This is a genomic window from Sphingomonas sp. (genome assembly GCF_019746015.1).
Lineage (GTDB): Bacteria > Pseudomonadota > Alphaproteobacteria > Sphingomonadales > Sphingomonadaceae > Sphingomonas.
This window is the reverse complement of record NZ_JAIESM010000059.1, coordinates 1-25,341: the sequence shown is the minus strand read 5'-3', so window position 1 is coordinate 25,341 and position 25,341 is coordinate 1. Positions and strand designations below refer to the sequence as shown.

Annotated in this window: 15 protein-coding genes; 8 read left to right on the top strand and 7 right to left on the bottom strand. The window is 67.8% G+C overall.

The features are described from left to right. The 3 genes from K2Y03_RS08825 to K2Y03_RS08815 form a co-directional block, all read left to right on the top strand. Positions 1 to 4,056 (top strand): enoyl-CoA hydratase-related protein (locus K2Y03_RS08825; RefSeq protein ID WP_294090107.1); only part of this gene is annotated, 4,056 nt, incomplete at its 5' end. A gap of 13 nt (positions 4,057 to 4,069) precedes the next feature. Further along, positions 4,070 to 7,762 (top strand): SDR family oxidoreductase, encoded by a 3,693-nt coding sequence (locus K2Y03_RS08820; protein WP_294090105.1) that lies wholly within the window; start codon positions 4,070 to 4,072, stop codon positions 7,760 to 7,762. Beyond that, positions 7,759 to 8,691, top strand: a complete 933-nt coding sequence (locus K2Y03_RS08815; RefSeq protein WP_294090104.1) for an acetyl-CoA carboxylase carboxyltransferase subunit alpha — start codon at positions 7,759 to 7,761, stop codon at positions 8,689 to 8,691. Before K2Y03_RS08820 ends, K2Y03_RS08815 begins: the two co-directional genes overlap by 4 nt. A 42-nt stretch (positions 8,692 to 8,733) precedes the next feature. Here the strand turns inward: K2Y03_RS08815 and K2Y03_RS08810 are convergent, their stop codons facing one another. The 5 genes from K2Y03_RS08810 to K2Y03_RS08790 all read right to left on the bottom strand — a co-directional run bounded on the left by K2Y03_RS08810 (position 8,734) and on the right by K2Y03_RS08790 (position 14,334). Then, positions 8,734 to 9,294 (bottom strand): 2OG-Fe(II) oxygenase family protein, encoded by a 561-nt coding sequence (locus tag K2Y03_RS08810; RefSeq protein ID WP_294090101.1) that lies wholly within the window; start codon positions 9,292 to 9,294, stop codon positions 8,734 to 8,736. Between the two features lie 158 nt (positions 9,295 to 9,452). Beyond that, positions 9,453 to 10,418, bottom strand: a complete 966-nt coding sequence (locus K2Y03_RS08805; RefSeq protein WP_294090098.1) for a hypothetical protein — start codon at positions 10,416 to 10,418, stop codon at positions 9,453 to 9,455. Between the two features lie 160 nt (positions 10,419 to 10,578). Continuing rightward, on the bottom strand, positions 10,579 to 10,767 hold the full coding sequence (locus K2Y03_RS08800; RefSeq protein WP_294090095.1) for a hypothetical protein: 189 nt from the start codon (positions 10,765 to 10,767) through the stop codon (positions 10,579 to 10,581). Positions 10,768 to 10,963: 196 nt separating this feature from the next. Then, positions 10,964 to 13,108, bottom strand: coding sequence for a peptidase domain-containing ABC transporter (locus tag K2Y03_RS08795; protein ID WP_294090094.1), 2,145 nt, complete (start codon positions 13,106 to 13,108; stop codon positions 10,964 to 10,966). After that, complete coding sequence (locus K2Y03_RS08790; protein WP_294090093.1) at positions 13,105 to 14,334, bottom strand: HlyD family efflux transporter periplasmic adaptor subunit; 1,230 nt, start codon at positions 14,332 to 14,334, stop codon at positions 13,105 to 13,107. Before K2Y03_RS08790 ends, K2Y03_RS08795 begins: the two co-directional genes overlap by 4 nt. Before the next feature lie 132 nt (positions 14,335 to 14,466). On the opposite strand from K2Y03_RS08790, the gene K2Y03_RS08785 reads away from it, so the two are divergent. Then, on the top strand, positions 14,467 to 15,822 hold the full coding sequence (locus K2Y03_RS08785) for a TolC family protein (protein WP_294090092.1): 1,356 nt from the start codon (positions 14,467 to 14,469) through the stop codon (positions 15,820 to 15,822). Here K2Y03_RS08785 and K2Y03_RS08780 read toward each other — a convergent pair. Together K2Y03_RS08780 and K2Y03_RS08775 are read right to left on the bottom strand one after the other, a co-directional pair. Continuing rightward, positions 15,819 to 16,664: an NAD(P)-dependent oxidoreductase gene (locus tag K2Y03_RS08780; protein ID WP_294090090.1), complete on the bottom strand. Its 846-nt coding sequence runs from the start codon at positions 16,662 to 16,664 to the stop codon at positions 15,819 to 15,821. The two genes, K2Y03_RS08785 and K2Y03_RS08780, sit on opposite strands and share 4 nt — an antisense overlap. A gap of 70 nt (positions 16,665 to 16,734) precedes the next feature. Continuing rightward, the gene (locus tag K2Y03_RS08775; protein ID WP_294090089.1) at positions 16,735 to 17,313 is read right to left on the bottom strand and encodes a carboxymuconolactone decarboxylase family protein; all 579 of its coding nucleotides are present in this window, start codon (positions 17,311 to 17,313) and stop codon (positions 16,735 to 16,737) included. Positions 17,314 to 17,430: 117 nt separating this feature from the next. Here K2Y03_RS08775 and K2Y03_RS08770 point away from each other — a divergent pair, with 117 nt between their 5' ends. The 4 genes from K2Y03_RS08770 to K2Y03_RS08755 all read left to right on the top strand — a co-directional run. Then, positions 17,431 to 18,342, top strand: a complete 912-nt coding sequence (locus tag K2Y03_RS08770; RefSeq protein WP_294090087.1) for a LysR family transcriptional regulator — start codon at positions 17,431 to 17,433, stop codon at positions 18,340 to 18,342. 823 nt (positions 18,343 to 19,165) lie between these two features. Further along, positions 19,166 to 21,166, top strand: coding sequence for a CHAT domain-containing protein (locus tag K2Y03_RS08765; protein ID WP_294090086.1), 2,001 nt, complete (start codon positions 19,166 to 19,168; stop codon positions 21,164 to 21,166). Next, a complete protein-coding gene (locus K2Y03_RS08760) occupies positions 21,163 to 23,901 on the top strand; it encodes a filamentous hemagglutinin N-terminal domain-containing protein (RefSeq protein WP_294090085.1) in 2,739 nt (912 codons plus the stop codon). The genes K2Y03_RS08765 and K2Y03_RS08760 overlap by 4 nt, the downstream gene beginning before the upstream one ends. 14 nt (positions 23,902 to 23,915) lie before the next feature. Then, the coding region (locus K2Y03_RS08755) for a hypothetical protein (protein ID WP_294090084.1) at positions 23,916 to 25,341 on the top strand (1,426 nt) is incomplete at its 3' end.

Genomic DNA, 25,341 nt, shown 5'->3' with positions numbered 1-25,341 from the left:
AGCTATCTGATCTCGGCCGCGCTCACCACCCGCGTCACCTCGGTCATTTCGGAAGGGTCGCCGGTCTTCCCGCATGCCGGCCGCTTTGCCGCGATGATCGAGCGGCACCGCGTCACCATCTTCAAGGCCGGCGTCACCTTCCTTAAGTCGGTGATGAGCGACCCGTCGAACCTTGCCGACCTTCAGCGCTACGACATGTCGTCGCTGCGGGTTGCGACCTTCTGTGCCGAGCCGACCTCGCCCTCGGTGCAGGCCTTCGGCATGGAACATGTCACGCCGCACTATATCAACAGCTATTGGGCGACCGAACATGGCGGGATCGCCTGGACGCATTTCTATGGCAGCCGGGATTTCCCGCTAAAGCCCGATGCCCATGCCTATCCGTTGCCATGGATCGTCGGTGATGTGTGGGTGGAGGACGGCGATGCATCGCGCGGTGATGTGCCGTTCGCACGAACAGGCGGCAGCGGCGTGGCATGGCGCCGCGCCGAACCGGGCGAAAAGGGCGAAATCGTCATCGCCGCGCCCTATCCCTATCTGGCGCGCACCATCTGGGGCGATGTCGAGAATTTCCAGGTCGAGAATGGCAGCGTCGTCGGCGGCTGGCGCGGCGATGCCGCCCGGTGGGAAAATGGATATTGGGCGCGGTGGCGCGGCGCCTGGGCCTATACCCAGGGCGATTTCGCCATCCAGCACGAGGATGGCTCCTTCTCGCTCCATGGCCGCAGCGACGATGTCATCAACGTCTCCGGCCACCGCATGGGCACCGAGGAGATTGAGGGCGCGGTGCTGCGCGACAAGACGCTGAATGCGGATTCACCCGTGGGCAATGTGCTGGTGGTGGGCGCGCCGCACCGCGAAAAGGGGCTGACGCCGCTGGCCTTTGTCGTGCCGGTGGCCGGGCGCCGGCTGACGCAGGACGACCGGCGCCGGCTGTTCGATCTGGTGCGCACCGAAAAGGGCGCGGTCGCGGTGCCGGCCGATTTCATCGAGGTGAGCCAGTTTCCCGAAACGCGATCGGGCAAATATATGCGCCGCATGGTCCGCGCGCTGGTTGAAGGCGGCGATGTGGGCGACGTGACGACGCTGCGCAATCCCGACAGCCTGGCCGAGCTGAAGGCGGCGATCGACGACTGGCAGCGCCGGCAGCGGCTGTCGGAGGAACAGTCGCTGTTCGAGCGCTATCGTTATTTCCTGATCCAGTACAATGTCGTGGCGCCGGGCAAGCGGGTGGCGACCGTCACCGTCACCAATCCGCCGGTCAACGCGCTCAACGAACGCGCGATCGACGAGCTGGTGATCGTGGTCGACCATCTGGCGCGCAAGGACGATGTCGTCGCGGTGGTGTTCACCGGCGAGGGCACCGCCTCGTTCGTGGCGGGCGCCGACATTCGCCAGATGCTGGAGGAAATCCACACGCTGGACGAGGCGATGGTGCTGCCCGGCAATGCGCAGCTGGCCTTCCGCAAGATCGAGACGATGGGCAAGCCGTGCATCGCGGCGGTGCAGGGCGTGGCGCTGGGCGGCGGCATGGAGTTTGCGCTCGCCTGCCATTACCGCATTGCCGAGCCCTATGCCCGGTTCGGCCAGCCCGAGATAAGGCTGCGGCTGCTGCCCGGCTATGGCGGCACCCAGCGGCTGCCCCGCCTGCTCGCCGAGCGGCACGGCGCAGACGGCGTGCGCGACGCGCTGGACCTGATCCTGGGCGGGCGCAGCATCGATGGCGCGGCGGCGCGCGGCATCGGCCTGGTCGATGCGCTGGTCGAGGGCGGCGATGATGCGCTGAGCCTCGCCCATGCGGCGGTGCGCGATTACGTGCGCGATGGCGCGGCGAGCATGCTGGGCGCCGCCTTTGCCGCGCGCGAGGCGATGACCGCGCGCTGGGAAGCCCCGGCACCCGTTGATCTGGACGCGGTGCTGGCCGACGATTTCCTGCAGCGGATCCTGCGCCAGCTGGACTGGGCCGGGCGCGGCAAGGCGGGCGCACGGGCGCTCGATGCAGTGCGTACCGGCCTTGAACAGGGCATGGCGGCGGGCCTCGCGCGTGAGGCGACGTTGTTTGCGGAGGCGATTGTCGATCCCGAGGGCGGCAAGACCGGCATCCGCCAGTTCATGGACAAGCAGAGCCCGCCGCTGCCGGTGCGGCGCGACGGCGTGTGGATCGACGGCGAACATGAACCCCGCAGCCGCGCGCTGGAAGCCAGCGGCGACCTCCTCCCCGTCGGCGCGCCCTTCTACCCCGGCGTCACCGCGATCCCGCCCTATCAATACGCGTTCGGCATTGCCCGCGACCCGGACACCGGCGCGCCCCGCTTCGGCCCGCCCGCGACCCACGAACGCGAGCTGATTGTGAAAGTGCCCGAGCCCGCACCCAACGACGCGCTGCTCTACATGCTGACCAGCGAGGTGAACTTCAACGACATCTGGGCGTTGACCGGCATTCCCGTCTCCCCGTTCGACGCGCATGAGGAAGATGTGCAGATCACCGGCTCGGGCGGCATCGGGCTGGTCGCGGCGCTGGGCAGCGAAGCGAAGGCACAGGGGCGGGTGAAGGTGGGCGATCTGGTCGCGGTCTATTCCGGCACCAACGACCTGCTCTCGCCGCAGGTGGGCAATGACCCGATGTATGCGGGCTTTGCCATTCAGGGCTATGAAACCGAAACCGGCAGCCATGCCCAGTTCCTGACCGTGCAGGCGCCGCAGATGCACAGCCTGCCCCCCGATCTGACGCTGGAACAGGCGGGCAGCTATATCCTGAACCTGGGCACCGTTTCGCGCTGCCTGTTCACCACGCTCAGGATCGCGCCGGGCCGCACGCTGTTCGTGGAAGGGGCGGCGACCGGCACCGGGCTCGATGCGCTGCGCAGCGCGGTGCGCACCGGGCTTCAGGTGACGGGGCTGGTCTCTAGCCCGGCGCGCGCCGCCTTCATCGCGGAACAGGGCGCGGTGGGCGCGCTCGACCGCAAGGACCCCCGCTTTGCCGCGCTGTTCACCACCGTTCCCGAAGACCCGGCGGAAGCGCGCGCGTGGGAAGCCGCCGGCGCCCCGCTGGTCGCAGCGTATGAGGCGCTGAACGGTGGCCGCCGCGCCGACTATGTCGTCAGTCATGCCGGCGAAACCGCCTTTCCGCGCAGTTTCCAGCTGCTGGCGGATGGCGGCACGCTGGCCTTTTACGGCGCATCGTCGGGCTATCATTTCAGCTTCATGGGCAAGTCCGGCGCGGCCGCTGCCGAGGCGATGCTGCGCAAGGCGGCGCTCAGCGGCGGCGAGGCGGTGCTGCTCTATTACGGCCCGCGCTCGGCCGAGCTGCTCGATGCAGCGGGGCTGGAAATCATCGAAGCTGCCCGCCGCTTCAACGCGCGCACCGTGGTCGCCACCACCACCGATGGCCAGCGCGACTTCCTGCAATCGCTGGGGCTGGAGGATGCGATCGACGGCATTGTCAGCCTGGAGAGCATCCGCCGGCGCGAGGGCGGCAATTTCGACTGGCCCGACACGATGCCGCGCCTGCCCGACGCCAAGGCCGATATCGACGCGTTCAAGGCCGCGGTGCGCGACTATCAGGACCGGGTGATCAAGCCGTTCGGATCGGCGGTGGGGCGCATCCTGCGCTCGGCCGACAATCCGCGCGGCGCGCCCGATCTGGTGTTCGAACGCGCCGGGCAGGATACGCTGGGCATTTCCACCTCACTGGTGAAGCCGTTCACCGGCCGGGTGGTGTTTGCCGAGGATCTGGCCGGCCAGCGCTTCACCTTCTACGCGCCGCAGGTGTGGACGCGCCAGCGCCGCATCCTGATGCCCACCGCCAGCATTCTGGGCACGCATCTGTGCAACGCGTTTGAAGTGGCGCGGATGAACGACATGATCGCCGCCGGGCTGCTCGACGTGACCGAGCCGCTGGTGGTGCCGTGGACCGCCCTGCAAGAGGCGCATCAGGCGATGTGGGAAAACCGCCATTCGGGCGCGACCTATGTCGTCAACCACGCCCTGCCCGCGCTCGGGCTGCGCAGCCGCGACGCGCTGCTCGAAGCCTGGGCCGCGCAAGCCGGCCAATGAGAAGGAAGATGTGATGGCGAAGGCAAAGACAGACACGACATCCGCCGTCACCGCACCGGCCGGGCGGCTGGCCGGCAAGATCGCGGTGGTGACCGGCGCCGCCGGCAATCTGGGCGGGCATATCGTGCGCCATTATCTGCGCGAGGGCGCAACCGTGGTGATGACCGGGCGCACGCTGCCGCGCCTTGCCGCCGCAGCCGAAGCGGTGCTGGCCGATACCGGCGCCGATCCGGCGCGGCTGGCAACCGTGGTGCTGGACGGGGCCGATGCCGCATCGGTGCGCGCGGGTGTGGCGGAGATCGTGCAGCGGTTCGGCCGCGTCGACATTCTGGTCAACAATGCGGGCTCGGCCGGCCCCAAGCAGCCAATCGAGCAGCTGCCGCTCAATGCCGAGGAACTTGCCGCGCTGCAGAAAAGCGGCAGCACCGACCACGAAACCGTCGACGATGCGATGCGCAACATCCTGGGCGTGGCTTGGAACCTTGCGCGCACGGTGGCGCCGGCGATGGGCGAGGGTGGATCGATCATCAACGTCTCCACCATCTTTTCGCGCACGCCTTATTATGCGCGCGCCGCCTATGTGGTGCCCAAGGCGGCGATGAACGCCTGGTCGCGCGAGCTGTCGCTGGAACTTGGTCCGCGCGGCATTCGCGTCAATCTGGTGTTTCCCGGCCCGATCGAGAGCGAGCGCATCCGCAGCGTGTTCGCCACGATGGACACGCTGCGCGGCGACGAGGCCGGCACCACCGCCAGCCAGTTTTTCGACATGATGTCGCTGGAACGCAGCACCGGCGGGGCGGCGCGCGCGAAGACCTTCCCCCTGCCAGACGACATCGCCACCACCTGCGTGTTTCTGGGCAGCGATGAATCGGCGGCCTATAACGGCCATGATTTCGAAGTGACGCACGGCATGACCGTGCGCAAGGAAGCGCGGTCCACCTATCTGTCGCGCCCCACCATGCGCTCCATCGACGGCGCCGGGCTTGCCGTGCTGATCGCCGCCGGCGACAATTGGGAAGAAGCGCTGGAGATTGCCCGCATCCAGATTGCGTGCGGCGCGAGCGTATTGCTGGGCCTGCCGCGCCAGGCCGATGTCGCCATTGCCCTGGCCCGGGCCAGGGCGGAGGCGATCGGCGATGCGCTGACCATCACCCGCTTCAACCGCCGCGATCCCGGCGCGATGGAGGCCGCGCTCAACGACTATACCGAGGCCACGATGGCGATCACCGGCGCGATCTTCCTGCCCGTGCATGCGCCGGGCGAGCTGACCGGGCGGCTGGTGGAGGCAAGCGACGAGGATGTCGCGGCGTTCATGGATGTGGAGCTGGCCGGCGCGATGGCGCTGGCGCGCACCATGAGCCGATACTGGAAGCGGCACGACACGCTGCTGCAGCCGCCGCGCTTCCTGTTCCTGTCGAACGCCAGCGACGGACAGGGGGATGTCTATGCCCAGGTGCTGCGCGCCGCGATCGAGCAGCTGGTGCGCATCTGGCGCGACGAGTCGGAGATCGACGTGGCGCATGGCCGCCGCCGCCAGGCCGAATGGGGCAACCAGATCGTCCGCTTCACCAATGTCGAGGCCGAAAATACCCGCTTCGCCGCGGGCCATGCCGCACGGGTGATGATCAAGGAAAGCAAGATCGCCGAGGTGACGCTCTACGTCCCCAAAAGCATTGGCGAGGCGACCGGCGCGCGCAAGGCGATGCCGGGCTTCAGCGAGAACATCACCGGGCTGCATCTGGGCAAGGTGGCGCTGATCACCGGCGGGTCGGCCGGGATCGGCGGGCAGGTCGCGCGGCTGCTGGCGCTGGCGGGCGGCAAGGTGATGATGGTCGCCCGGCGCGAAAGCGAGCTGGCGGTCGCCCGCGCGCGCATCGTCAGCGAGCTGGAGGATATCGGCTTTGCCGGGGTCGAGCGGCGCGTGCAGACGCTGGCCGGCATGGACGTGAGCGACCTTGCCTCGCTGCAAACCGCAGTGGATGCGACGCTGAAGGCGTTCGGCCGGATCGACTATCTGATCAACAATGCCGGTGTCGCGGGGGCGGAGGACATGGTGGTCGACATGAGCGTCGACGCGTGGAACCGCACGCTCGATGCCAATCTCATCTCCAATTATGTGCTGATGCACCACGTCGTGCCGCTGATGAAGGCGCAAGGGTCGGGCTATGTGCTCAACGTCTCGTCCTATTTCGGGGGCGAGAAATATCTGGCGGTCGCCTATCCCAACCGCGCCGACTATGCCGTGTCGAAGGCGGGCCAGCGCGCGATGGTGGAAGCGATGGCGCGCTATCTGGGGCCGGAGGTTCAGTTCAACGCGATTGCCCCCGGCCCGGTGGATGGCGACCGGCTGGCCGGCACCGGCGGCAAGCCCGGCCTGTTCGAACGGCGCGGCAAGCTGATCCTGGCCAACAAGCGGCTGAACGCCATCCATGCGGCAAGCGTGAAGGCGCTGCGCCGCGGCGTGCGGGTGGAGGCTTTGCTCACCCGGCTGGCGCGCAACGACACGGTGCGCATGTCGCACGATCCCAACAACCCGCGCGAACTGCGCGACCTGGCGCTCGCCTGCGCGCGCGAGGGTGACGGGGTGTGCAGCTGGGACCGCTATCTGATGACGCCCGATATTGCCGGCCGGCTGGTGTCGCGGCTGCGCCAGGGCGGCTATTTCCTCGACGCGCCGGGCTGGGCCGACCGCCCCGACACCGAGGAGGCGAACAGCAACTGGCTGCTGAAGACGCCGCCCGCCGACGCCCCCTTCCTGCCCGCCGAGCGGATCGCCACCGAAGCCAAGAAGGTGGGCACCGGCGTGCTGTCGCAGCTGTTCCTGGGCAAGATGCCGACCGAAACCGATGTGGCGCAGGCAACCGTGTTCTTCCTGGCCGACCGCGCGGTGAGCGGCGAGACGTTCATGCCGTCAGGCGGCCTCAGCGTCGAACGGTCGACCACAGAGCGCGAGCTGTTCGGCAGCCCGAAGCAGGAACGGCTCGACCAGATGCGCGGCCGCACGGTGTGGATCATCGGCGAGCATCTGACCGATTATCTGGCGGAGGCGGCGCGGCAATTCATCACCGATTGCCATGTCGCGCGGGTGGTGCTGCTGACCAGGACCGAGGCGGGCTTTGCCGCGCTGCGCGAACAGCTGGCCGACCTGCCGGAGGCGCCGCTCGAATCGATCCTGCTCGATGCGGGCGTGGAAGCGGCAATGGACGCCGCGCTCGAACGCTGGGGGCGGCCGACGACGATCGTTTCCACGCCGCTGGAGGCGCTGCCGACCCGGCTGTTCGAAGCGGATGCGCCGCTCTCGCCCGACGCATTCCGCACGGTGGTGGCAGACAATCTGACCAACCATTTCCGCGTGTCGCGCAAGGCCTCGCTCTATGATGATTGCCAGCTGGTGCTGGTGTCCCCCGACGTACCGATGGGTGACCGCAGCCCGGCCTTTGCGCTGGCCAATTTCATCAAGACCACGCTCCACGCCTTCACGGCCACGCTGGCGGTGGAGAATGAGCGGCTGGTGCACGACGTGCCGGTCAACCAGATCAACCTCACCCGCCGTGTCCGCTCCGAAGAGCCGCGCGACCTGGACGAGCATCTGGAGGAAGTGAAGCGCTTTGCGCGCGCCGTGCTGCTGCTGGGCGCGCCACTGCCCGATGCGGAGGATTCGCGCTATCGCGCACGCATCTATCGCGGCATGGCGATGACGGTGTGACGCGCTATCTGCCGTTCGAAAAGCCGGTCGAGGCGCTCGCCGCGCGGGCGGCGGCGCTGCGCGCGGGCGGCACACAAGCGGCGGAAGCGGCGCTGCTCGACGAGCGGGCCGCGCGGCTGCTCGCCGATCTCTATGCCCGCCTGTCGCCCTGGGAACGCACGCTGGTGGCGCGCCACCCGGACCGGCCGCATTTCAGCCACCTGGCCGCCGGGCTGTTCACCGATTTCGTGCCACTGGCCGGCGACCGCGCCTTTGCCGACGATCCCGCCATCCAGGGCGGGCTGGCCCGGCTGGGCAGGCGCGCAGTGGTGGTGATCGGCCATGCCAAGGGGGAAGACACCGCCTCGCGCCTGGCGCGCAACTTCGGCATGGCCAAGCCCGAGGGGTATCGCAAGGCTGTGCGGCTGCTCGACCTGGCCGACCGCTTCGGCCTGCCCGTCGTCACGCTGGTCGATACGCCCGGCGCCTTTCCCGGCATGGAGGCGGAGGCGCGCGGCCAGGCAGAAGCCATCGCTCGCTGCACCGAACGCTGCCTGGCGCTCGGCGTGCCGATGGTCGCGGTGATCGTGGGCGAGGGCGGATCGGGCGGCGCGGTCGCGCTTGCCGCCGCCAACCGCGTGCTGATGCTGGAACATGCCATCTATTCAGTGATTTCGCCCGAGGGTTGCGCCTCCATCCTGTGGCGCGGCGCCGAACGCGCGGCCGACGCGGCGGAAGCGATGAAGATCACCGCCGGCGACCTGTTGCGGCTGGGGGTGATCCACCGCATCGTCTATGAGCCGCCGGGCGGGGCGCACCGCGACCATGGCGAGACAGTGAAGCGCCTGTCGCTGGCGCTGCGCGCGGAACTCGACGCGCTGGGCGCCCGCAGCCCCGACGAGTTGCGCCACGAGCGCCGCCTGTTCTTCACGCGGATGGGAAGAGTATAAGCGGCGCCAGCCTCGGCCCGGTACGGGCAAGGGGCATGGCAGTCAGGCGCTTTCCTCGCGCCGCAGCCAGCCGGTTACCGCATAACGGCGCACCGGGGCCGAGGGGGTGACGAGCGAAACGCTGTGCTGCTGGGGCACGGCGAACAGATCCAGCGTGTTGAACCGTGGCACATGGCCGGTCACTGTGCTGCCATCGCCTTCATGGAACATCAGGATGCCGCCCCATTCAGGGCGCCACACGCGGGTGAGGCCGAACACATAGGCCGCCACCCGACCCTTGCCGGGTACGTCGTCGTCATGCTCGGTCAGGAAGTCGCCGGGCGAATAGGCAGTCGCGTGCCCGTCTGAAAAGCCGATATCGGGCGCACCCGTTATCCGGCGCAGCATGTCGAGCATCGGCTCGCTGTCCATCAGCCGGGCAAAGCAGGCCAGCGGATCGGCATCATCATCCAGGTCGTCGGCCTCCGGCACGCGCAGCCCTTCATAGCGATACTGAAAACCGTCGCGCGCCTGGGCAAAGATGCGCTCTTCCAGCGCGCGGCGGCGGCGCACGCCCAGCCGGCGCCATCCGCGAGTATCATATTCCAGAATGCCGTCGGGCATGTTGATCAGCCGCCACCAATCGTCCTGGCTTTCCAGATAATCGTGCAGCGCCTGGGCGCCGGCACGCTACAGAAAATCGGCGATCCGCACCCGGCGACGCTCGCGGAAGGTGCGCGCGAGTGCCTCGACCGCAATATCGGGGTTGAGGCGCAGCTCGATCACGCCTGTCCTCCCGCTGGCAACAGCGTGGACAGGGTGGTGGAGACCGTGACGCGGACATCGACCACCGCCTGAATGGGGTAGACGCACAACCGCTTGGCGAACCTGGGGTCGAAATAGTCGCGCAGCATCGGCGGCCGCCCCGCGCGGTAATAGAAACCGGGGTCCTCCGCCACGCGCGGATCGGCCAGATATCGCAACTCATCACGCCGGGTGACGGTCTGCACGATGCACGGGGCATATTTGATGCCCAGCGCGCGCAGGGCATAGGCGCGGTGATAGCCATTGTGCAGCAGCAGCCGATTGTCGCTGCGGATCGCGCTCAGGAAGTTGGCCCCGGCGCCGATCGGCACCGCAAGCGCGGCCGACAGCGGCGCATGGCCGGCAAGCGTCGCCAGCATGTCGGGCGGCAGCAGGCGCGGATCGCGCGCGTCGAAATCGGTCGCGTCGGACACGAACTGATAATGATCGGCCGCCAGCCGCCGCACCGTGAAGGGCGGACCCGCGTCTCGCGGCTGCAGGCAGAAGTCAAACAGCGCCGCCGGCCCCGGCGTTCGCCCCAGATGCGCCGCGCGTGACAGGGCATAGCGATCGTCGATCTGCAACTGCCACACGATCAACCGGTCAAGCTCGACCATCTCGATATCGGTGTGGACCACGTCATAGGTCGCCCTGAACTGGTGATCGTCGCGCAGTGCCTGCGCGCGGCGGGCAAGCGCTGCCGGCAGTGGCCTGGTCCTGATCCGGTCGGCGTCGTTCTCCTCCGCCTGTTCCAGCGCATGATAATGATCGTTGGCGGCGCGCCATTCCTCGGCCAGCGCAAAGCAATCGATCGCGTCGCCGCCCACCACCTTGGTCGCGACGAACGACAGATAGTCCTCAAGCTGGGGCTGGCCGAGCAGCCAGAGGAGCGAAGCCGCCTGGTCGGCCGGAACGAAGTCGGCCTGTCGGGCATGAATGGTCAACGCGACCTCCTGATCGACGCGTCATCGGAAAGCCGGGATCATGCACATCAAATGCTGAAATTTGCGTTGAAAGCGCAACCGGCGGCGCGCACGAAAAAGGGCGGGATCTGCATCCCGCCCTCGCCGTGCTGGCCAAAGCCAGAAACCGGGCTGCGCCCGATCAGCGGCAGTACTTGCCCTTCGAGGCGCCCTTGTGCTTCGAACGGCCCTTGCCCTTCGAGCGGCCCTTGCCCTTGCTGCGGCTCTTGCCCTTGGTGCCGCACTTGCTCTTCGAGGGCGCACAGGGCGAGCAGCCCTTGCCGCCGGCGCCGTAAACATGACCGAGTTCGATGCTGGTGAGATCGCGCATGATTAACCCTTTCAATCACATGACCGGCGCTTGTTAATTAATATCGGCACCGACAATGCAAGATTACGCGCATCAAAATGCAAGTAAACTGGCTATTTTTGGGTGTATCATTGCGGTTCTTTTACCAATATTGATAAGCATAAGTAAATATTAATGGTTAATTTGTTGCAGATTGGTTGCACGTTTTTTCAGTGATTTAGCCGGCGATGCGCGGCTGTATTGCCGGACGCACGATATCGGCGCCAGCGCCGCGCTCGATCGTCAGGCGCCCCTTGTCCAGGCGCAGCACCATGTCGGCGCGCTCCACCAGCGCCGGGCGGTGGGCAATCACGATTCGGGTATTGGGCAGTGCGGCCAGCATGTCGGCAACGCGCGTTTCGGTCTCGGGGTCGAGATTGGCTGTGCCTTCGTCGAGGAACAGCACGTCGGGATCGCGGAACAGCGCGCGCGCCAGCATGATCCGCTGGCGCTGGCCGGCGGAGAGCGCGGCCCCCATGTCGCCGATCAGGCTGTCATACCCCATCGGCATGCGCGCGATGTCGTCGTGGATCTCGGCCATCCTCGCGGCCTGGACGATTTCGGCGCGATCGGCAGCGGCATTGAAGAAGGCGATGTTGTCGGCAATCGTGCCGGTGAGCAGCCAGTCATCCTGCAGCACCGCGGCAATCCGGCCCCGCCACGCCGCCATGGTCGCCGGACCCAGCGGCACGCCGTCGATCAGGATCCGGCCCATCTGGGGCGGCAGCAGGCCGAGCATCAGGCGGAACAGCGTTGTCTTGCCCGCGCCGCTTGGCCCCACCACGGCAACCAGCGATCCGCCGGGAATGTTCAGGGTCACCCGGTCGATGACCGGCGCCTCGCCCTCGTCATAGGCAAAGGTCAGGTGATCGAGCGCGATTGCCGGCGCCGCCAGCGGGGCACGGTGGATCTGCGGCGCAAACTCCTCCCTGCGCTCGGTGACGATGTCGGACAGCCGCTCCAGATGCACGCCCAGCAATCGCCAGCGCTGCACCTGATCGACCAATGCTGCCGCGCTGGCCGCAAAGCTGCTGCGATAGGACAGGAACGCCAGCAACGTGCCGATCGTCATCGCATTGTCGATCACGCGCATCGCGCCGACATAGACACAGATCAGAAACGCCGCGCTGAACAGCAGATTTTCGGCAAGGTCGGCCCGGATGTCGAGCAGCCTTGCCCGATAGGAGGCTGACAGCACATCGGCATATTGGTTGCGCCAGCCGCTCTCGCGCTGCGCCTCGTGCCCGAAGATCTTCACCGCCCGCACCGCGCGGATGGTTTCCATCAGATAGGTCTCTTCGCTGGCGCGCGCGATGATTTCCTCTTCGGAACGCAGCCGCATCGCCGGATAGAGCATCTGGCTATAGGCCAGATAGGCCAGCGTGCTGGCCACGACGATGCCCGCCAGCATCGGGCTGATCACCGCCATCACCACCAGCGTGGTGAGGAACAGCACCGCGTCGATCAGCACATTGACCAGCCCGTGCGCCAGCAGCGCCTGGATCGGCTGGATCGATCCGACGCGCGACATGAGATCGCCGACATGGCGCCGCTCGAAATAGGCCAGCGGCAAGCGGATCAGGTGGCGCACGACATTGCCGCCCAGGTCCAGCGACAGCGACTGGCCGAGCGTCAGGATCACCCATTCGCGCAACGCCTTGGTCACGCTGTTCAGGGCATAGACCACGCCAAAACCGATCAGCAGCAGCACCAGCAGGTTGCCATCGCCCTGGGCGATCGCATCGTCGATCACCACCTGGATGTAGAAGGGCATCAACAGCGCAGTGAATTGCAGCACCAGCGACAGCAGGAGCACCTGGGCAAATGCCCGGCGAAAATTCGCCATCCGGCTCCACAGGTCGGACAGGCGGGTGCGGGCGCGCGCGTCGATCGGCGCGAACGACGCGGTCGGGGTAAGCTCAAGCGCGATGCCGGTGAAATGCCGGCTGGCCTTTGCCATCGGCATGGTGCGACGGCCGACCGCCGGATCGAGGATCGTCACCTCCTTGCCGTCGGCCACCGCTTCGAGCACGACAAAATGATTAAGGTCCCAATGCAGGATGGCAGGCAGCTTCAACTGGGCCAGTTCATCCAGCTCCAGCCGCACCGCGCGCGGCGCCAGCCCCAGATCGGCGGCAATCACCATCAGCTGCGCAAGCGTCGCGCCCTTCATCGACGTCGGATAACGCTGGCGCAGCCCGCTCAGGTTGACGCGGTGGCCATGATGAGCGGCGACCATCGTCAGCGCGGCCAGGCCGCACTCGGCAGCCTCGGTCTGCAGCACCACCTTGGGGCCGGGTCGTTGCAGCCAGGGCAGGCTCATGTCCCGATCGCCCCCACCACCGGGCCGAACAGCAACGCCCAGAGCGGGCGGCGCTTCAGTGCGACATCGGCGGCCAGCGTCATGCCGGGTCGCAGGTCTTCCTTGCGGACGCGGATCAAGCCCATCGAATCGATCCGGACGCGGATCTTGAAGGCCGGTTCGGCGGGGCGGATGGCCGCGTCGACATTGGCCGGGTCGATTGCCGCGCGCGACACTGCCAGCACAGTGCCCCGGCCCCAGCCATATTTCTGATAGGGATAAGCATCGAAGCGCAGCCGCACCTGCTGGCCCGGACGGACGAAACCGATCGCATTGGACGGGGCATAGAGCCAGGTTTCGATGCTGCTGCCGCGCGGCACGATGGTGACCAGCGATTTTTCAGGGCCGATATGCTGACCGATCTCGGTCGATACGTCGCTCACCATCCCGGCGACGGGGGCAGCAAGCACGACATGGTCGGCCCGGCGGATATCCTCGCGCTGGCTGAGCAGCGCCGCGCGCTGGGTAAGCAGCACCGACCGCGCCTTGTCACCGTCCAGCGCGCGCTGATCGAGCTGGATCGACAGCGCCCCGATCCGCGACCGCGCATCGACCAGCCGCTCGACCAGCGCTTCGTTCTCGGCGCGGCGGGTAAGCAGCTCGGCGCGCGCCTGGTCGACCTGGCGCTGGCTGCCCGCGCCCTGCTTTGCCAGCCGGACGAACCGGGCCAGCCCCTGCTCGTCTAGCCGGATCTGGCTGTCGCTGATCGCGCGCTGGCGCTCCAGCGATTTCACCGTTTCGACCAGTCCGGCGCGCTGCTGTTTGAGCGCCTGCGCTTCGACGTCGGTTGCCTGTGTGGCGATGGCCAGCTGGCGGTCGATCTGTGCGATCTGGTTGTCGACTTCGGCCAGCTGGGCCGAAAGCCCCTTCGGCCCCTGGGCGGTCGAAAGCGTGACCAGCGGCGTGCCGGCCTCCACCATCTGGCCGGGCTGCGCCGCGATGGCGCGCACATCACCCGCCGCAGCACTCGCCACACGGGCCAGGTTCGCATCATAGGCAACCACGCCGCGCACGCTTGCCGTGGTCGCGTAGCTACCCAGCACCAGCATCGCGACGATCACCGCCGCCACGCAGGCCGCAATCCCGGTATAGACCTGCGACGACGGCGGCACGGCAGCGATCACCGTGCCCGCCAGCCGGTGCCGACGTGCCTCGATCACTTCCTTGCGAAACAGCGTATCCGCCACCTGGCCCCGCCCCTTGCCCGATCGGGGTTGTTAGCGCGGGTGCGGTAAAGGCGGCGTAAACCGTGCCCGACGCGCCGCGCCGGCCCAGCTGCGATCAACGTTTCTTAACGCGCGCGCGCTATGGAACGGGGAATGTCTCCGCGCTCCACAGCCACCATCATGCTGGCGGGCAGCCTGCTTGCGCTGAGCGGCTGCGCCGGTCGGCCACGGCTCGACACGCCACCGCCGCTGACGGCGACCGGCTGGAGCGCACCCGGCGACGGCACCGTGCCAGCGGCCGATGCCGATCTCGCGCTGCTGCTGGGCTCGCCCACGCTTGCTGACCTGATCGCGCGAGCACAGCGCACCAGTCCGGCGCTGCTGCGTGCCGAAACGCGCATCGACCAGGCCCGCGCGCTGCTGAAACTTGCCCGGGGGGCAGCTTTGCCCTCGCTTTCGATCGGCACCAATGCCTCCGCCAATAGCCCGGCCGGGGGCGGGCCGTTCGAATTCGCCAGCAATTTTGCGACCATCGACGCCGCCTTGTCGATCGACTTTGCCGGTGGCTTCCGCGCTGGCCGGCGCAGCGCGGGCCAGCGCGTGCTGGCCGCCCGGCTGGACCGGGACTCGCTGGCCGTCCGCCTGACGGCCGAGCTTGCCCGCACCTATGTAACCCGCGCGGTGTTGCAGGCGCGGCTGGGGCTGATCGACCGCAGCATCGAACAGGCAACCCAGCTGCAGAACATTATCGAGATGCGCCGGCGCGAGGGTGTGGCGACGCGCGTCGATGTCGGCCTGCAGAAGATCCGCGTCGACCAGCTGCGTGCCGAGCGCGAGCGGTTGCGCCAGGCACATGACGAGACCCGCGTCGCGATCGCCCTGCTGGTGGGGGAGGAGCCGCCGGCCTTTCGGGCGGTGCCGGAAAGCGTGGAGCGCTTTGCCGTGCCCGATATCGCCCCGCCGCCGCCATCCAGGCTGGTCGCCACGCGGCCCGACGTGCTGGCGGCCGAAGCCCGCATCGCTGCCGCCGGTGGTGATGTGCGCCAGGCACGGGCGGCCTTCTTCCCGCGCCTCGACCTGTCGCTGGGCCGCAACGCCCAGTCCGTGCTCGGCAGCGGCATCCTGTCAGGCGTCAGCCTGGGTGCAGAGCTGATCGCGCCGATCTTCAACCGCAACCGGCTGAAGGGCAATCTTGAGCTTGCCGCCGCTCAACAGCGCGAGTCGGTTCAGAATTACCGCGAAGTGTTGCTCGGCGCGCTGGCCGATGTCGAAAACGGCCTGGCCGCCGCGCGATATGCCCGCAACCGGGCGCTGATCCTGGCCGACGTGACCGCAGAGGCGCGCCACACCGCCGCGCTGGCACGCGTGCAGTATTTGGAAGGCGACGCCGATCTGCGCCATCTGCTCGACGCGCAGGATCTGCTGATCAACGCGCAGGACGCCGAACTGATCAGCCGGCAGGAACGGCTGGAAGCCGCCATCGCACTCTACCGCGTCTCCCGCGGCTAGGCCTTCATCGGCTCTGGCGCGCCGGCCTTGGCATAAAGCTGCGACACAGCGGTCAGGTTGGCGTCGGCCAGGCCGGCGGCCTTCGCCCGCGCAAAGACGCGGATCGCCGCTTCGGTGATCGGCATCGCCGACGACGCATCGCCCACTGCATAGCCCAGATCCTTTGCGACCAGCTCGACCGGGAACAGTGGCGCATCCCGGCCCGACAGCATCAGTCCGGCCGCGCCGCGTGCAGCAGCGCTCGCCACCGGGGTCTGGCCGAGCAGGTCAATGGCCGTCTCCGCGCAAAGCCCCAGTCCCGGCATCCGGCCGATCAGTTCGGCAACTGCCGCCACCTGGATGGCGAGCAGGGCATTGGCAACGAGCTTCAGCGCGGCCCCCGCGCCCGCCGCGCCAGCATGCAGCCGGGCGCTGCCGACCGCCGCCAGCACCGGTGCGACCCGCGCGATGACATCTGCCTCGCCGCCGATCAGATGGATCAGCTGGCCCGCCTCCGCCTGCGGCCGCGAGCCGAGGACGGGCGCGTCGAGGAACGCGGTTCCCCGTGCCTGTGCCATGCCCGCCAGCGTCCGCGCCCAGCCCGGCGTGACCGTGGAGCTTTCGATGGCGATCGCGCCCGGCTTCATCGCCGCAAGTGCCGCCCCCTCGCCCTCGGCCCACACCGCGCGCGAGGCGGCATCATCGCGCACCATCGCCATCACCACATCGGCGTCGCGCACGGCGGCGGCCGGGGTCTGCACCGCGCCCGTCCGGTTCCAGCGGACCACCGCGAACCCGGCATCTTCCAGACGATCTGCCATCCGCGCGCCCATCGCGCCCTGGCCCAATATGGTCACGTTCATGGCCTTGCCCTCCTTGTCGGACAAAATGACCGGCCGGGCCGCGCACCAGCGGGCGGCCCGGCCAGCGGTATCAGGCAGCGCGGGCGCGATTGCGCGGTGCCACCCAGCGCAGCGCCGGGTCGCCCATGAAATCCTCCAGCGGCGTGTGCGTCAGGTGGTTGGTGTAGTTGCTGATCGTTTTGGTCGCGATCACCGTCACCACTTCCAGCACATTGGCGCGGGTAAAGCCGGCGGCGATGAACGCATCGACCGCCGCATCCCCGGCAAAGCCGCGTTCGCGCGCCACGGTTTCGGCAAACACGCGCAGCGCCTGCAGCCGGGCATCGGCAATCGGCGCCCCGCTGCGGATCGCCTGGATCGCGTCTTCGGGAACGCCGGCATTGCGCGAGAGATAGGTGTGCCCGGCGGTGCAATATTCGCATTCATGGAACACGTTGATTGCCTGATAGGCCACCTGCTGCTCGACCGGCGTCAGGGTGGACTGGCCGACAAGGTTGAACAGCGTGCCATAGGCCTCCAGCGCCACCGGGCTTTCGGCGAGCGTTGCCTGCAGCTTGGGCAGGAAGCCCCACGCCTTACGCTGGGCAGCGATCAGCGCCTTGGAACCTTCGGGAGCCGTCTGTTCATCGTGAATGGTAAACTGAGCCATGATATCCTCCTGTCGATCACGGCCCCCAACCGGGCCGGTGCTGCCCAGATGATCCATTGCCCATGGTTGCGGAAGAGCGGCCTTGGCGATAATATTCATTACCTGAAGGAATGAATGATGGACCGATTGGGGGCGATGGCGCAGTTTGTGCGCGTGGTGGAGGCAGGGTCGTTCTCCGCCGCCGCGCGCGTGCTGGGGCAGGGCCAGCCCGCCGTTTCAAAAGCGGTGGCCCAGCTCGAAGCGCGGCTTGGCCTCCGGCTGCTCACACGCACCACGCGGGCGCTGACGCTGACCGATGCAGGCCGCGCCTATTATGACCGGGCACGGCTCGCGCTCGACGCTGCCGAGGAGGCAGAGGCTGCCGCGCGCGGTGCCGCGGCCGCGCTGACCGGGCGGTTGCGCGTCTGTGCGCCGGTCACCTTCGCCCGGCTCCACATCGTGCCGGCGCTGGCCGGTTTTCGCGCAGCGCATCCGGCGCTCGACGTCGATCTGGTGCTCGATGACCGCCGCATCGACCTGGTGCAGGAGGGGATCGATGTCGCCATCCGTGCCGGCGACATGCCCGACAGCAGCATGGTGGCCACCCGCCTGGCCGAGGGAGTGCGGCGCGTGGTGGCAGCGCCTGCCTATTGGCATGCGCGCGCGCCGGTGGAAGACCCGGCCGATCTGGCCGCGCTGGACTTCATTGCCTATGGCCCGGGGCCGGGCGGCCTGGACTGGATTTTCTCACAGGGCGGCGCGACCCGGCATGTGCGCATGACCAGCCGCCTGCGGATGAGTGCGCTGGAGGGCGTGCGCGAGGCGGTGTTTGCCGGGCTGGGCTTTGCGATCATGTCGCAATGGGCGGCGGACGACGCGATTGCGGCCGGCACCGCCCGGGCGCTGCTGCCCGACTACAGCCTGCCCTCGGTGGACCTGTGGGCGGTCTATCCCGCCGGCCGGCAACCCCCGGCGCGGGCGCGCCTGTTCGCCGATTTCGTGCAGCGCTGCGTAAACCGCAGTCACCCGGCAGGCACGCCATTCCGGTAGGCGCACCGCATGCGCATGCCAGACACACGCCACCGCTTCAGTTCCTCTGCAAATATCGGCCCGAACCGGTTCCACCACATCCGCACGGTCCTGCGACACATGTCGACCCCACGCTCAGCCGACAGGTCTTCGACGTTCCGCAACGACAGCAGCAACCGTACGTACATCATCACCATCAGGCCGATCACCTCGGGCGACGGGTGAAAACTAGCGGTACGGACTAGGCGGCTTTGCTCGAGAGCAGCGGGGTATCGCCCTCCCCCGGCCCCACATCCTCTGCCCTGCCATTTTTTGGTCTGACGGCGCCAAATCTTTTTATTCAACATGGAATGATCAACTTATTGAAGTGCTTCAATAGAAAAACCGTCTTCAAATCCCGACGATCGGATGCCCGCACCTCTGGAATGCAAACCCGCCATGGGTTCGCCGCTTTACGATTCCTCAAATTCCGTGGTAGCGGTTCGCCATGGGGGCCCGGCATTTTCTCGTCTCTCGGCGGACGTCGTGGCTTTATGTAGCGATCTCTGGAATCGTCATGGCGTCACCAGCGGTGGCGGCGACACCCAAATCGATTTGCCAGCTGGGGTCCGTGGAGGTTGCCGTCGGGTCGGCCCCTCTGCTTGATCAGGCCATTGTCGCCGCCGAGGATGCCGTTGCGCGGCGGCTTGCCGGTGGTCGTGGTCCCAGCGAAATCGCGAGTCTAGCTGTTCCGGACGGCCCAGCCACACCGATTCAGCCGTCAGTCCGCGCGCGCTATTGCGCGGCGGCGGGCGAGCTGATGCGGGTTGACCCAGGCGGCAACCAATTGGAAGCCATGCAGTATTTGATCGCTGCCGTGAATCTGGCGCGACAGGCGGGCGATGCCGATGTGGAGGCCCGGGCGGCCTATCGATTGGGATTGACGCTGCTGGGTGGCGAGACTGTTGTCGCCGTCAACACCCGCAGCGCCGCGGTGTCGGCGCCTGGCGGTGGCGCGACGCCCAGCCCGGACGATCCTTGCCAGGCCATTGAGGCGCCGATTTTACGCGGTGCCGCCGCGATTTTGGCCCGTGCGGCGCTGGGCTGTGCCGCTGTTCGCGCGCTCGAGGCGGGCGACGGTGACCGGGCGGCGCTTGCCCGGCTTCGGTTGGCGCGGTTGTTGCTCGCGGACATCACCACCACCCCGTTCCGGGCGGCAGCGCTGCGCGACGCGGCCGAAATCGCGGCCAGGCAAGGGCTCCGGGCGGCGCAGCGGATCGCGGTGCCGGCACGACGCGCCGTGCTGACCGGGCGCCTTGCCGAGGCACTGGTGGCGGCCAATCCCGCAAATGGCGAGATCGTTCAGGCGATCGCGTCGATGCGCGCGGATGCGGCAGGCGACGTCGCCACATTGGCATTCGCCGCCGCGCTCGAAGGCCGGATCGCGCTTGCCAGGGGCGACCGGCAGGCCGCCGCTGCCGCGCTTGAACGGGCCGTGTTTCTGGAAGGGCAACGCAGCCAGCCGTTGCGATTGCCCGGCTGGTTGTTGCTGCTGGCCGAAGCGCGGCCTGACCGCCGGGCGGCATTGGTGCAACAGGCCTATCGCGCGCTGGAAGCGATCCGGCCCATCTTGCCGCTCAACGATGCGCTGACGGAAGAATCGAATTTCGCCCTGCAGATGCGGCCGGTGTTCGAAGCGGCGGTCGCCGTGCAACTGGCCGAGGCCGGTTCCGATCAGGCCCGCATCACCAGCGTCCAACGGATTGTCGAAACCTATCGCGAGGCCGAACTGCAATCTGCGTTCGGCGCCAATTGCGTGCCCGCGCGCGACCCCGTCGATCCCGCCACGCTGCGCAGCGGCGAAGTTCTGCTCTATCCCATCCTTCTCGATGATCGCGTCGAGCTGCTGTTCGTCGCCGGCGGGCGCGACGGTGCGGCGCGCTTCAGTCGACTGGCTGCGGGCGCGCCGATCACTCGACGCGCCGTCGCTCAACTTGTCGACGAGATGAAGAGCTCGCTCATTGTCGGCGGTGACGAGCGCTGGAAGGAGGCAGCGCACACGCTCTACGACCTGCTCATCAAGCCGGTCGAACAGTGGCTGCGGCCATCGGGCACGCTGGTGATCGTGCCCGATGGCCCGCTGCGCGCGCTGCCCTTTGCGGCGCTGATCGATGGCAATGACAAATATCTGATCGAGCGGACCCAGCTCGCCCTGGCGCCGGCGCTTGCCTATTCGCAGCCGGGGCGGGACCGCCGCAGCCGCGCGCTGAAGGTTGTCGCGGTGGCGCTCCAGCGCGATGTCGAGCTGCCAGCCGGGCGCTTCGCCAAGCTTGAAGGTACGCGCGACGAGGCGCTGGCCGCCGCCGGCCCGCGCGGGACCGTGATCGACGATTTCCGCGAAGTGGATCTGCGCCGCGCGCTCGCCCGTGGCGATGTCGACATACTGCATCTGGCGACGCATGCTGCGTTCAATGGCCGGTCTGACCGGAGCTTCATTGTCGCCAATGGCGAGGCGATCCCGCTGGCCAATCTGCGCGGCCTGATCGGCGAAGGGCGCGCCCGGGGTGACGATCTGGACCTGCTGGTGCTGAGCGCGTGCGAGACGGCCGTTGGCGATGATCAGGCAAGCATGGGGCTGGCCGGCGCGGCCGTCCAATCGGGCGCGGACAGCGCGATTGCCTCGCTCTGGCCGGTCAACGATACCGGCACGGTTGCGCTGATGAAGGGCTTTTACGACCGGTACCGCTCGGGCAACGGCAAAGCGGCGGCGCTACGGCAGGCGCAACTGGCGTTGATCGGTGGTGGGGGCGATCTATCGCACCCGTCGATCTGGGCGGCATTCACCTTGTTGGGGGGCTGGCGATGAGACGGCGCGCAATCATGGCCGGGGCATCGGCATTGGCGATGCTGACCGCGCAGCCCGCTACGGCACAGACCGCGATCACCCCCGACGGCCAGCCCGGCGTCAGCACCGGCACGACCGCGACCACCACCGGCACCACCACCCTCATCGACGGCGGGCGCCGCGTTGGCGACAACCTGTTTCACAGCTTCACCGGCTTTTCGCTGGGCAGCGGCGACAGTGCGGTTTGGGTGCGCTCGGCCGGCGACGGCGGCAGCGTCGCCAATATCATCAACCGTGTGACCGGCGGCACGATCTCGACGATCGACGGAAGGATCACGACCCAGGGGCTGGACCGCGCCAATTTCTTCTTCATCAACCCCGCCGGCATCATCTTCGGTGCCAATGCCTCGGTCGCGGTGCCCAACGCTGCCTATTTCTCGACCGCGAACACGCTGCGCTTTGCCGATGGCGGCGTGTTCGGCGTGACGACACCCGGCGGCTCGACCTTTTCGATGGCGGCGCCCAGCGCCTTTGGCTTTGTCGGCGCGCGCGGCGACATCACGGTGCGCAGCGCCGGGGCGGGCTTTGCCGGCCCCAATACCAGCCTCTCGCTGAGTGCAGCAAATGTCACGATCGATCGATCGATCTTCACGCCCGGCGCGCTCGATCTGCTGGCGGTCGGCAGCACCAATATCGACGTTGGGCTGGCTCAGCCGCTTGCGGGGCGGTTTGCCAGCGGGTCGATATCGCTGACCAACAGCTCGATCACCGTCGAGCCCAGCGCGCGCCAGGCCGGGCTGCTGCGCGCCAATGCCGGGCGGATCACGCTGGCCAGTTCGATCCTGGCATCCGATTCGAACAGCCGGGCGGCAACGGGCCTGCGCGTGCTCACCGGCGATCTAACCCTGCGCGCAACCGCTGGCGGCGCGTATCAAACCTATCTCGGCAGCTTTGCGCCCGGCATCGGCAATGCGGGCACGGTCGATATCGATGCGCTGCGCATCACTCTGTCGAATGCCAGCCAGATCAGCTCGCAGGCGCTGCAGGGCGCGCGCGGCAATGCCGGCGACATTCGGCTTCGCACGGGATCCCTGGTGGTCGATACGGCCGCGTCGATCATTTCATCGGCCTATGGCGATTCCCGGTCGGGCAACATCGCCATCACGGCTGACAGCATCGCCATCGCATCGGGCGGGTTGATCGAATCGACCACCTTCGGCAGCGGCAATGGCGGCGATCTGGTGATCAACACCGGGTCGCTGACGATGGACAATGGTGTCATCGCCGCCGAAGCAGAACAAGGCGCGACCGGCGATGCCGGCACGATCACGCTCGCCGCATCGACCGTGTCGCTGACCAATGGCGCGCGCATCTCGTCGTCCAATTTGGGGGCAGGCATTGGCGGGCTGGTCGATATCACCGCCGATACAATTACGCTGCGCAACGGATCGCGGATCGAGGCCGACGCCATCGGCCCCGCCAGCGGCGGGGCGGGGGACGTCATCGTTGCCGGGCGTGTGATCCGCATCGAATCAGGCAGCGAGATTTCGTCGGTTACCGACGGATCGGGCGATGCCGGCACCGTCTCGATCACCAGCGATATGCTGGTGCTGGACAATGGCCGGCTGGCCAGCGCCGCACAGGGCGGCACCGGGGCTGCCGGCACCATTTTGGTCTCCGCCAACGCGCTCGACCTGCGCAATGCCGGCGAAATAACGACATCGACGCTGGGCACCGGCGCGGCCGGGCTGATTCAGATCAGCACCCGCGCGATCACGATGGCGAGCAACGCGCGGATCACGTCGGAGACTTTTGCGACCGGGCGCGCGGGCGACATCGTCATCCAGCCACGCGATGGCGTGGCGCCGGACATTTCGCTGACGGGGGAGGCCAGAATTTCGTCGTCGCAGGCGAGCGGCGACGCGACGGGGGACACCGGCACGATCACCATCACCGCGCGGGCGATGACGCTCAGTGGCGCCAGTGCCATCACGTCGAGCAGCGAGCCGGTCGATGGTCGTTCCGGCGCGATCAGCATCACCGCCGACACGCTGCGGGTAAACGGATCGCGGATCGAAACCAATTCGGACAATCGCAATCCGGCCGGCTTCATCCAGGTGCGGGTGGGCACCCTGACGCTCGACCGCGGCACGATCCGAAGCGAAAACGGCACGAGCTTCGTCGGCAGCGCGGGCGACATTCTCATCGAGGCACAGCGGATCGAGCTGCTCAATGGCGGCAATATCTCGACCGATTCGTTCAGCGGCCCGGCGGGCAACATCACGCTGCTGCTGCCGCGCACGGGAACGCTGCTGCTGCGCGGTGCGGTGGATTCGGGCGTGATCACGACCTCGTCCGGCCCCGGCACCGGCGGCCTGATCACCATTTCCAATCCCTATCTCATCCTATCGGACGGGGGGCAGATCCTGGCGCTTGGCGACGCCTTTGGCGCCGATGTGCTGCTCCAGTCCGATTTCTACATCCGTTCGTCGGACCGGCTCAATCGGCTGTCGGTCAATGGCTCTTTGCTGGTCGACAGCCAGGTGGGCGACCTGTCCACCGGGGCCGAGGTGGCCGACCTGTCGTTTCTAGATGCGTCGTCGGTGTTGCGCGGCCAGTGCGCGTCAACGCGGCGCGGCGGCACCAACCAGCTCAATCTGCGCGCAACCGGCCCCTATGCCGGCATCGTCGCGCCCGACCCCCGCGGCAAGGCGCTCGCGCTTGCCCCCGCCAGCTGGAAGCTCTGCGGGCAGTGACCGGCGCGCAGCCATTGCGGATTCTGATCGCGTCGATGCTGTTCTGCAGCACCAGCGGCCATGCCCAGACTCAGCCCGAACCGCTGCAAGGCCGCACCGGCCCTGGCGCCGCCGCGCCGACCTTGCCCCCTTATTCAATCCCGCAGACGCCGCTCGCCCCTGCGGCAGAGCCGCCGCCCATCAGCGCCGCCCCCCAGAGCGACGCCGATGTGATGATTGCCGATGTCGCCGTGGCCGGCGGGCCGGGCTTTGCGCCGGCGCAGCCCGGCTGGACGCCCGCGAGCGACCCGGTCACCGGGCTGGCACTCGATCACCCCGGTGCGACCGGGTTCGATGCGGCCTGGATCAAGCGTCAGTTCGTGCGCAACGGCTTGGTCGGCGCGCGCGTGCCGCTCGACCGGGTGACTGCGTTGATCCAGATCATCAACATCGCGCTGGTCCGCAACGGCTATATCAATTCGGGCGTGCGGGTTACCGGCGGCGAGTTGGTCGATGGCGGCACGCTGCAGCTGGAACTGATCCTCGGCCGCTTGACCGGCGCCGCAAATGGCGCGTCGGTCAGCGTCGGCTGGGCGGCGGGCGGCGCGCGCGGGCTGACGCCGGACTATGTGACCGATCGGATGCGACCGGCCCGCGACGTGCCGCTCAATGCCTTTGCGGTTGAACGCGCCTTTCGCCTGCTGTCGGAAAATCCGGCGATCGCAACGGTGCGGGCCGATCTGCGGCCCGGCGTGCGTCCTGGCGAAGCGACGCTCGCGCTCACGGTCGATCCGGCCGCGCGCACCGATCTCTACCTCAATGTCGCCAACAGCCGCTCTCCCGCTGTCGGGGGCGAGCGCGGCGCGATTGGCGGGTCGTTCCGCAACTTGATCAAGGCCGGGGATATCGTGAGCGCGGAAGCGGGGATCACCGCCGGTCAGCCCGATGTTTCGGCAAGCTATCAGATGCCGGTTCTGGACACGCGCACGACGCTGATCCTGCGCGGCGGCTATAATCTGGCATCGGTGGTCGATCGTCCGCTGGTGCCGCTCGACATCAGCGCGCGCGACTGGAATGTCGACGCCGGGCTCAACCGCCTTCTGGTAACCGAACCCTTGACCCCGAGGCCCGAAGGGGGGTGGCGCGCGGCGCGCAGCATTTCGGTGGGTTGGCGGATTGCCCATCGTGAGACGCAGACCTTCCTGCTCGGCCAGCCATTTTCCTTTTCGCCCGGTGCCGTGAACGGCCGCTCGCACTATACGGCGCTGCGGCTGGTCGCGGATTGGGTCGAACGTGGCATTTCCCAGGTCACCGCGCTGTCGTTGACGCTGACGCAGGGGCTTGCCGGATCGCGGGTCACCCCGGCCAATCCGGCCGACGCAGCCGCGCTGTTGCGTCTGGTGCCGCAGACCGATTTTCGCGCGGTTCTGATCCAGGCCAGCCATGCCCGCCGGCTGACCG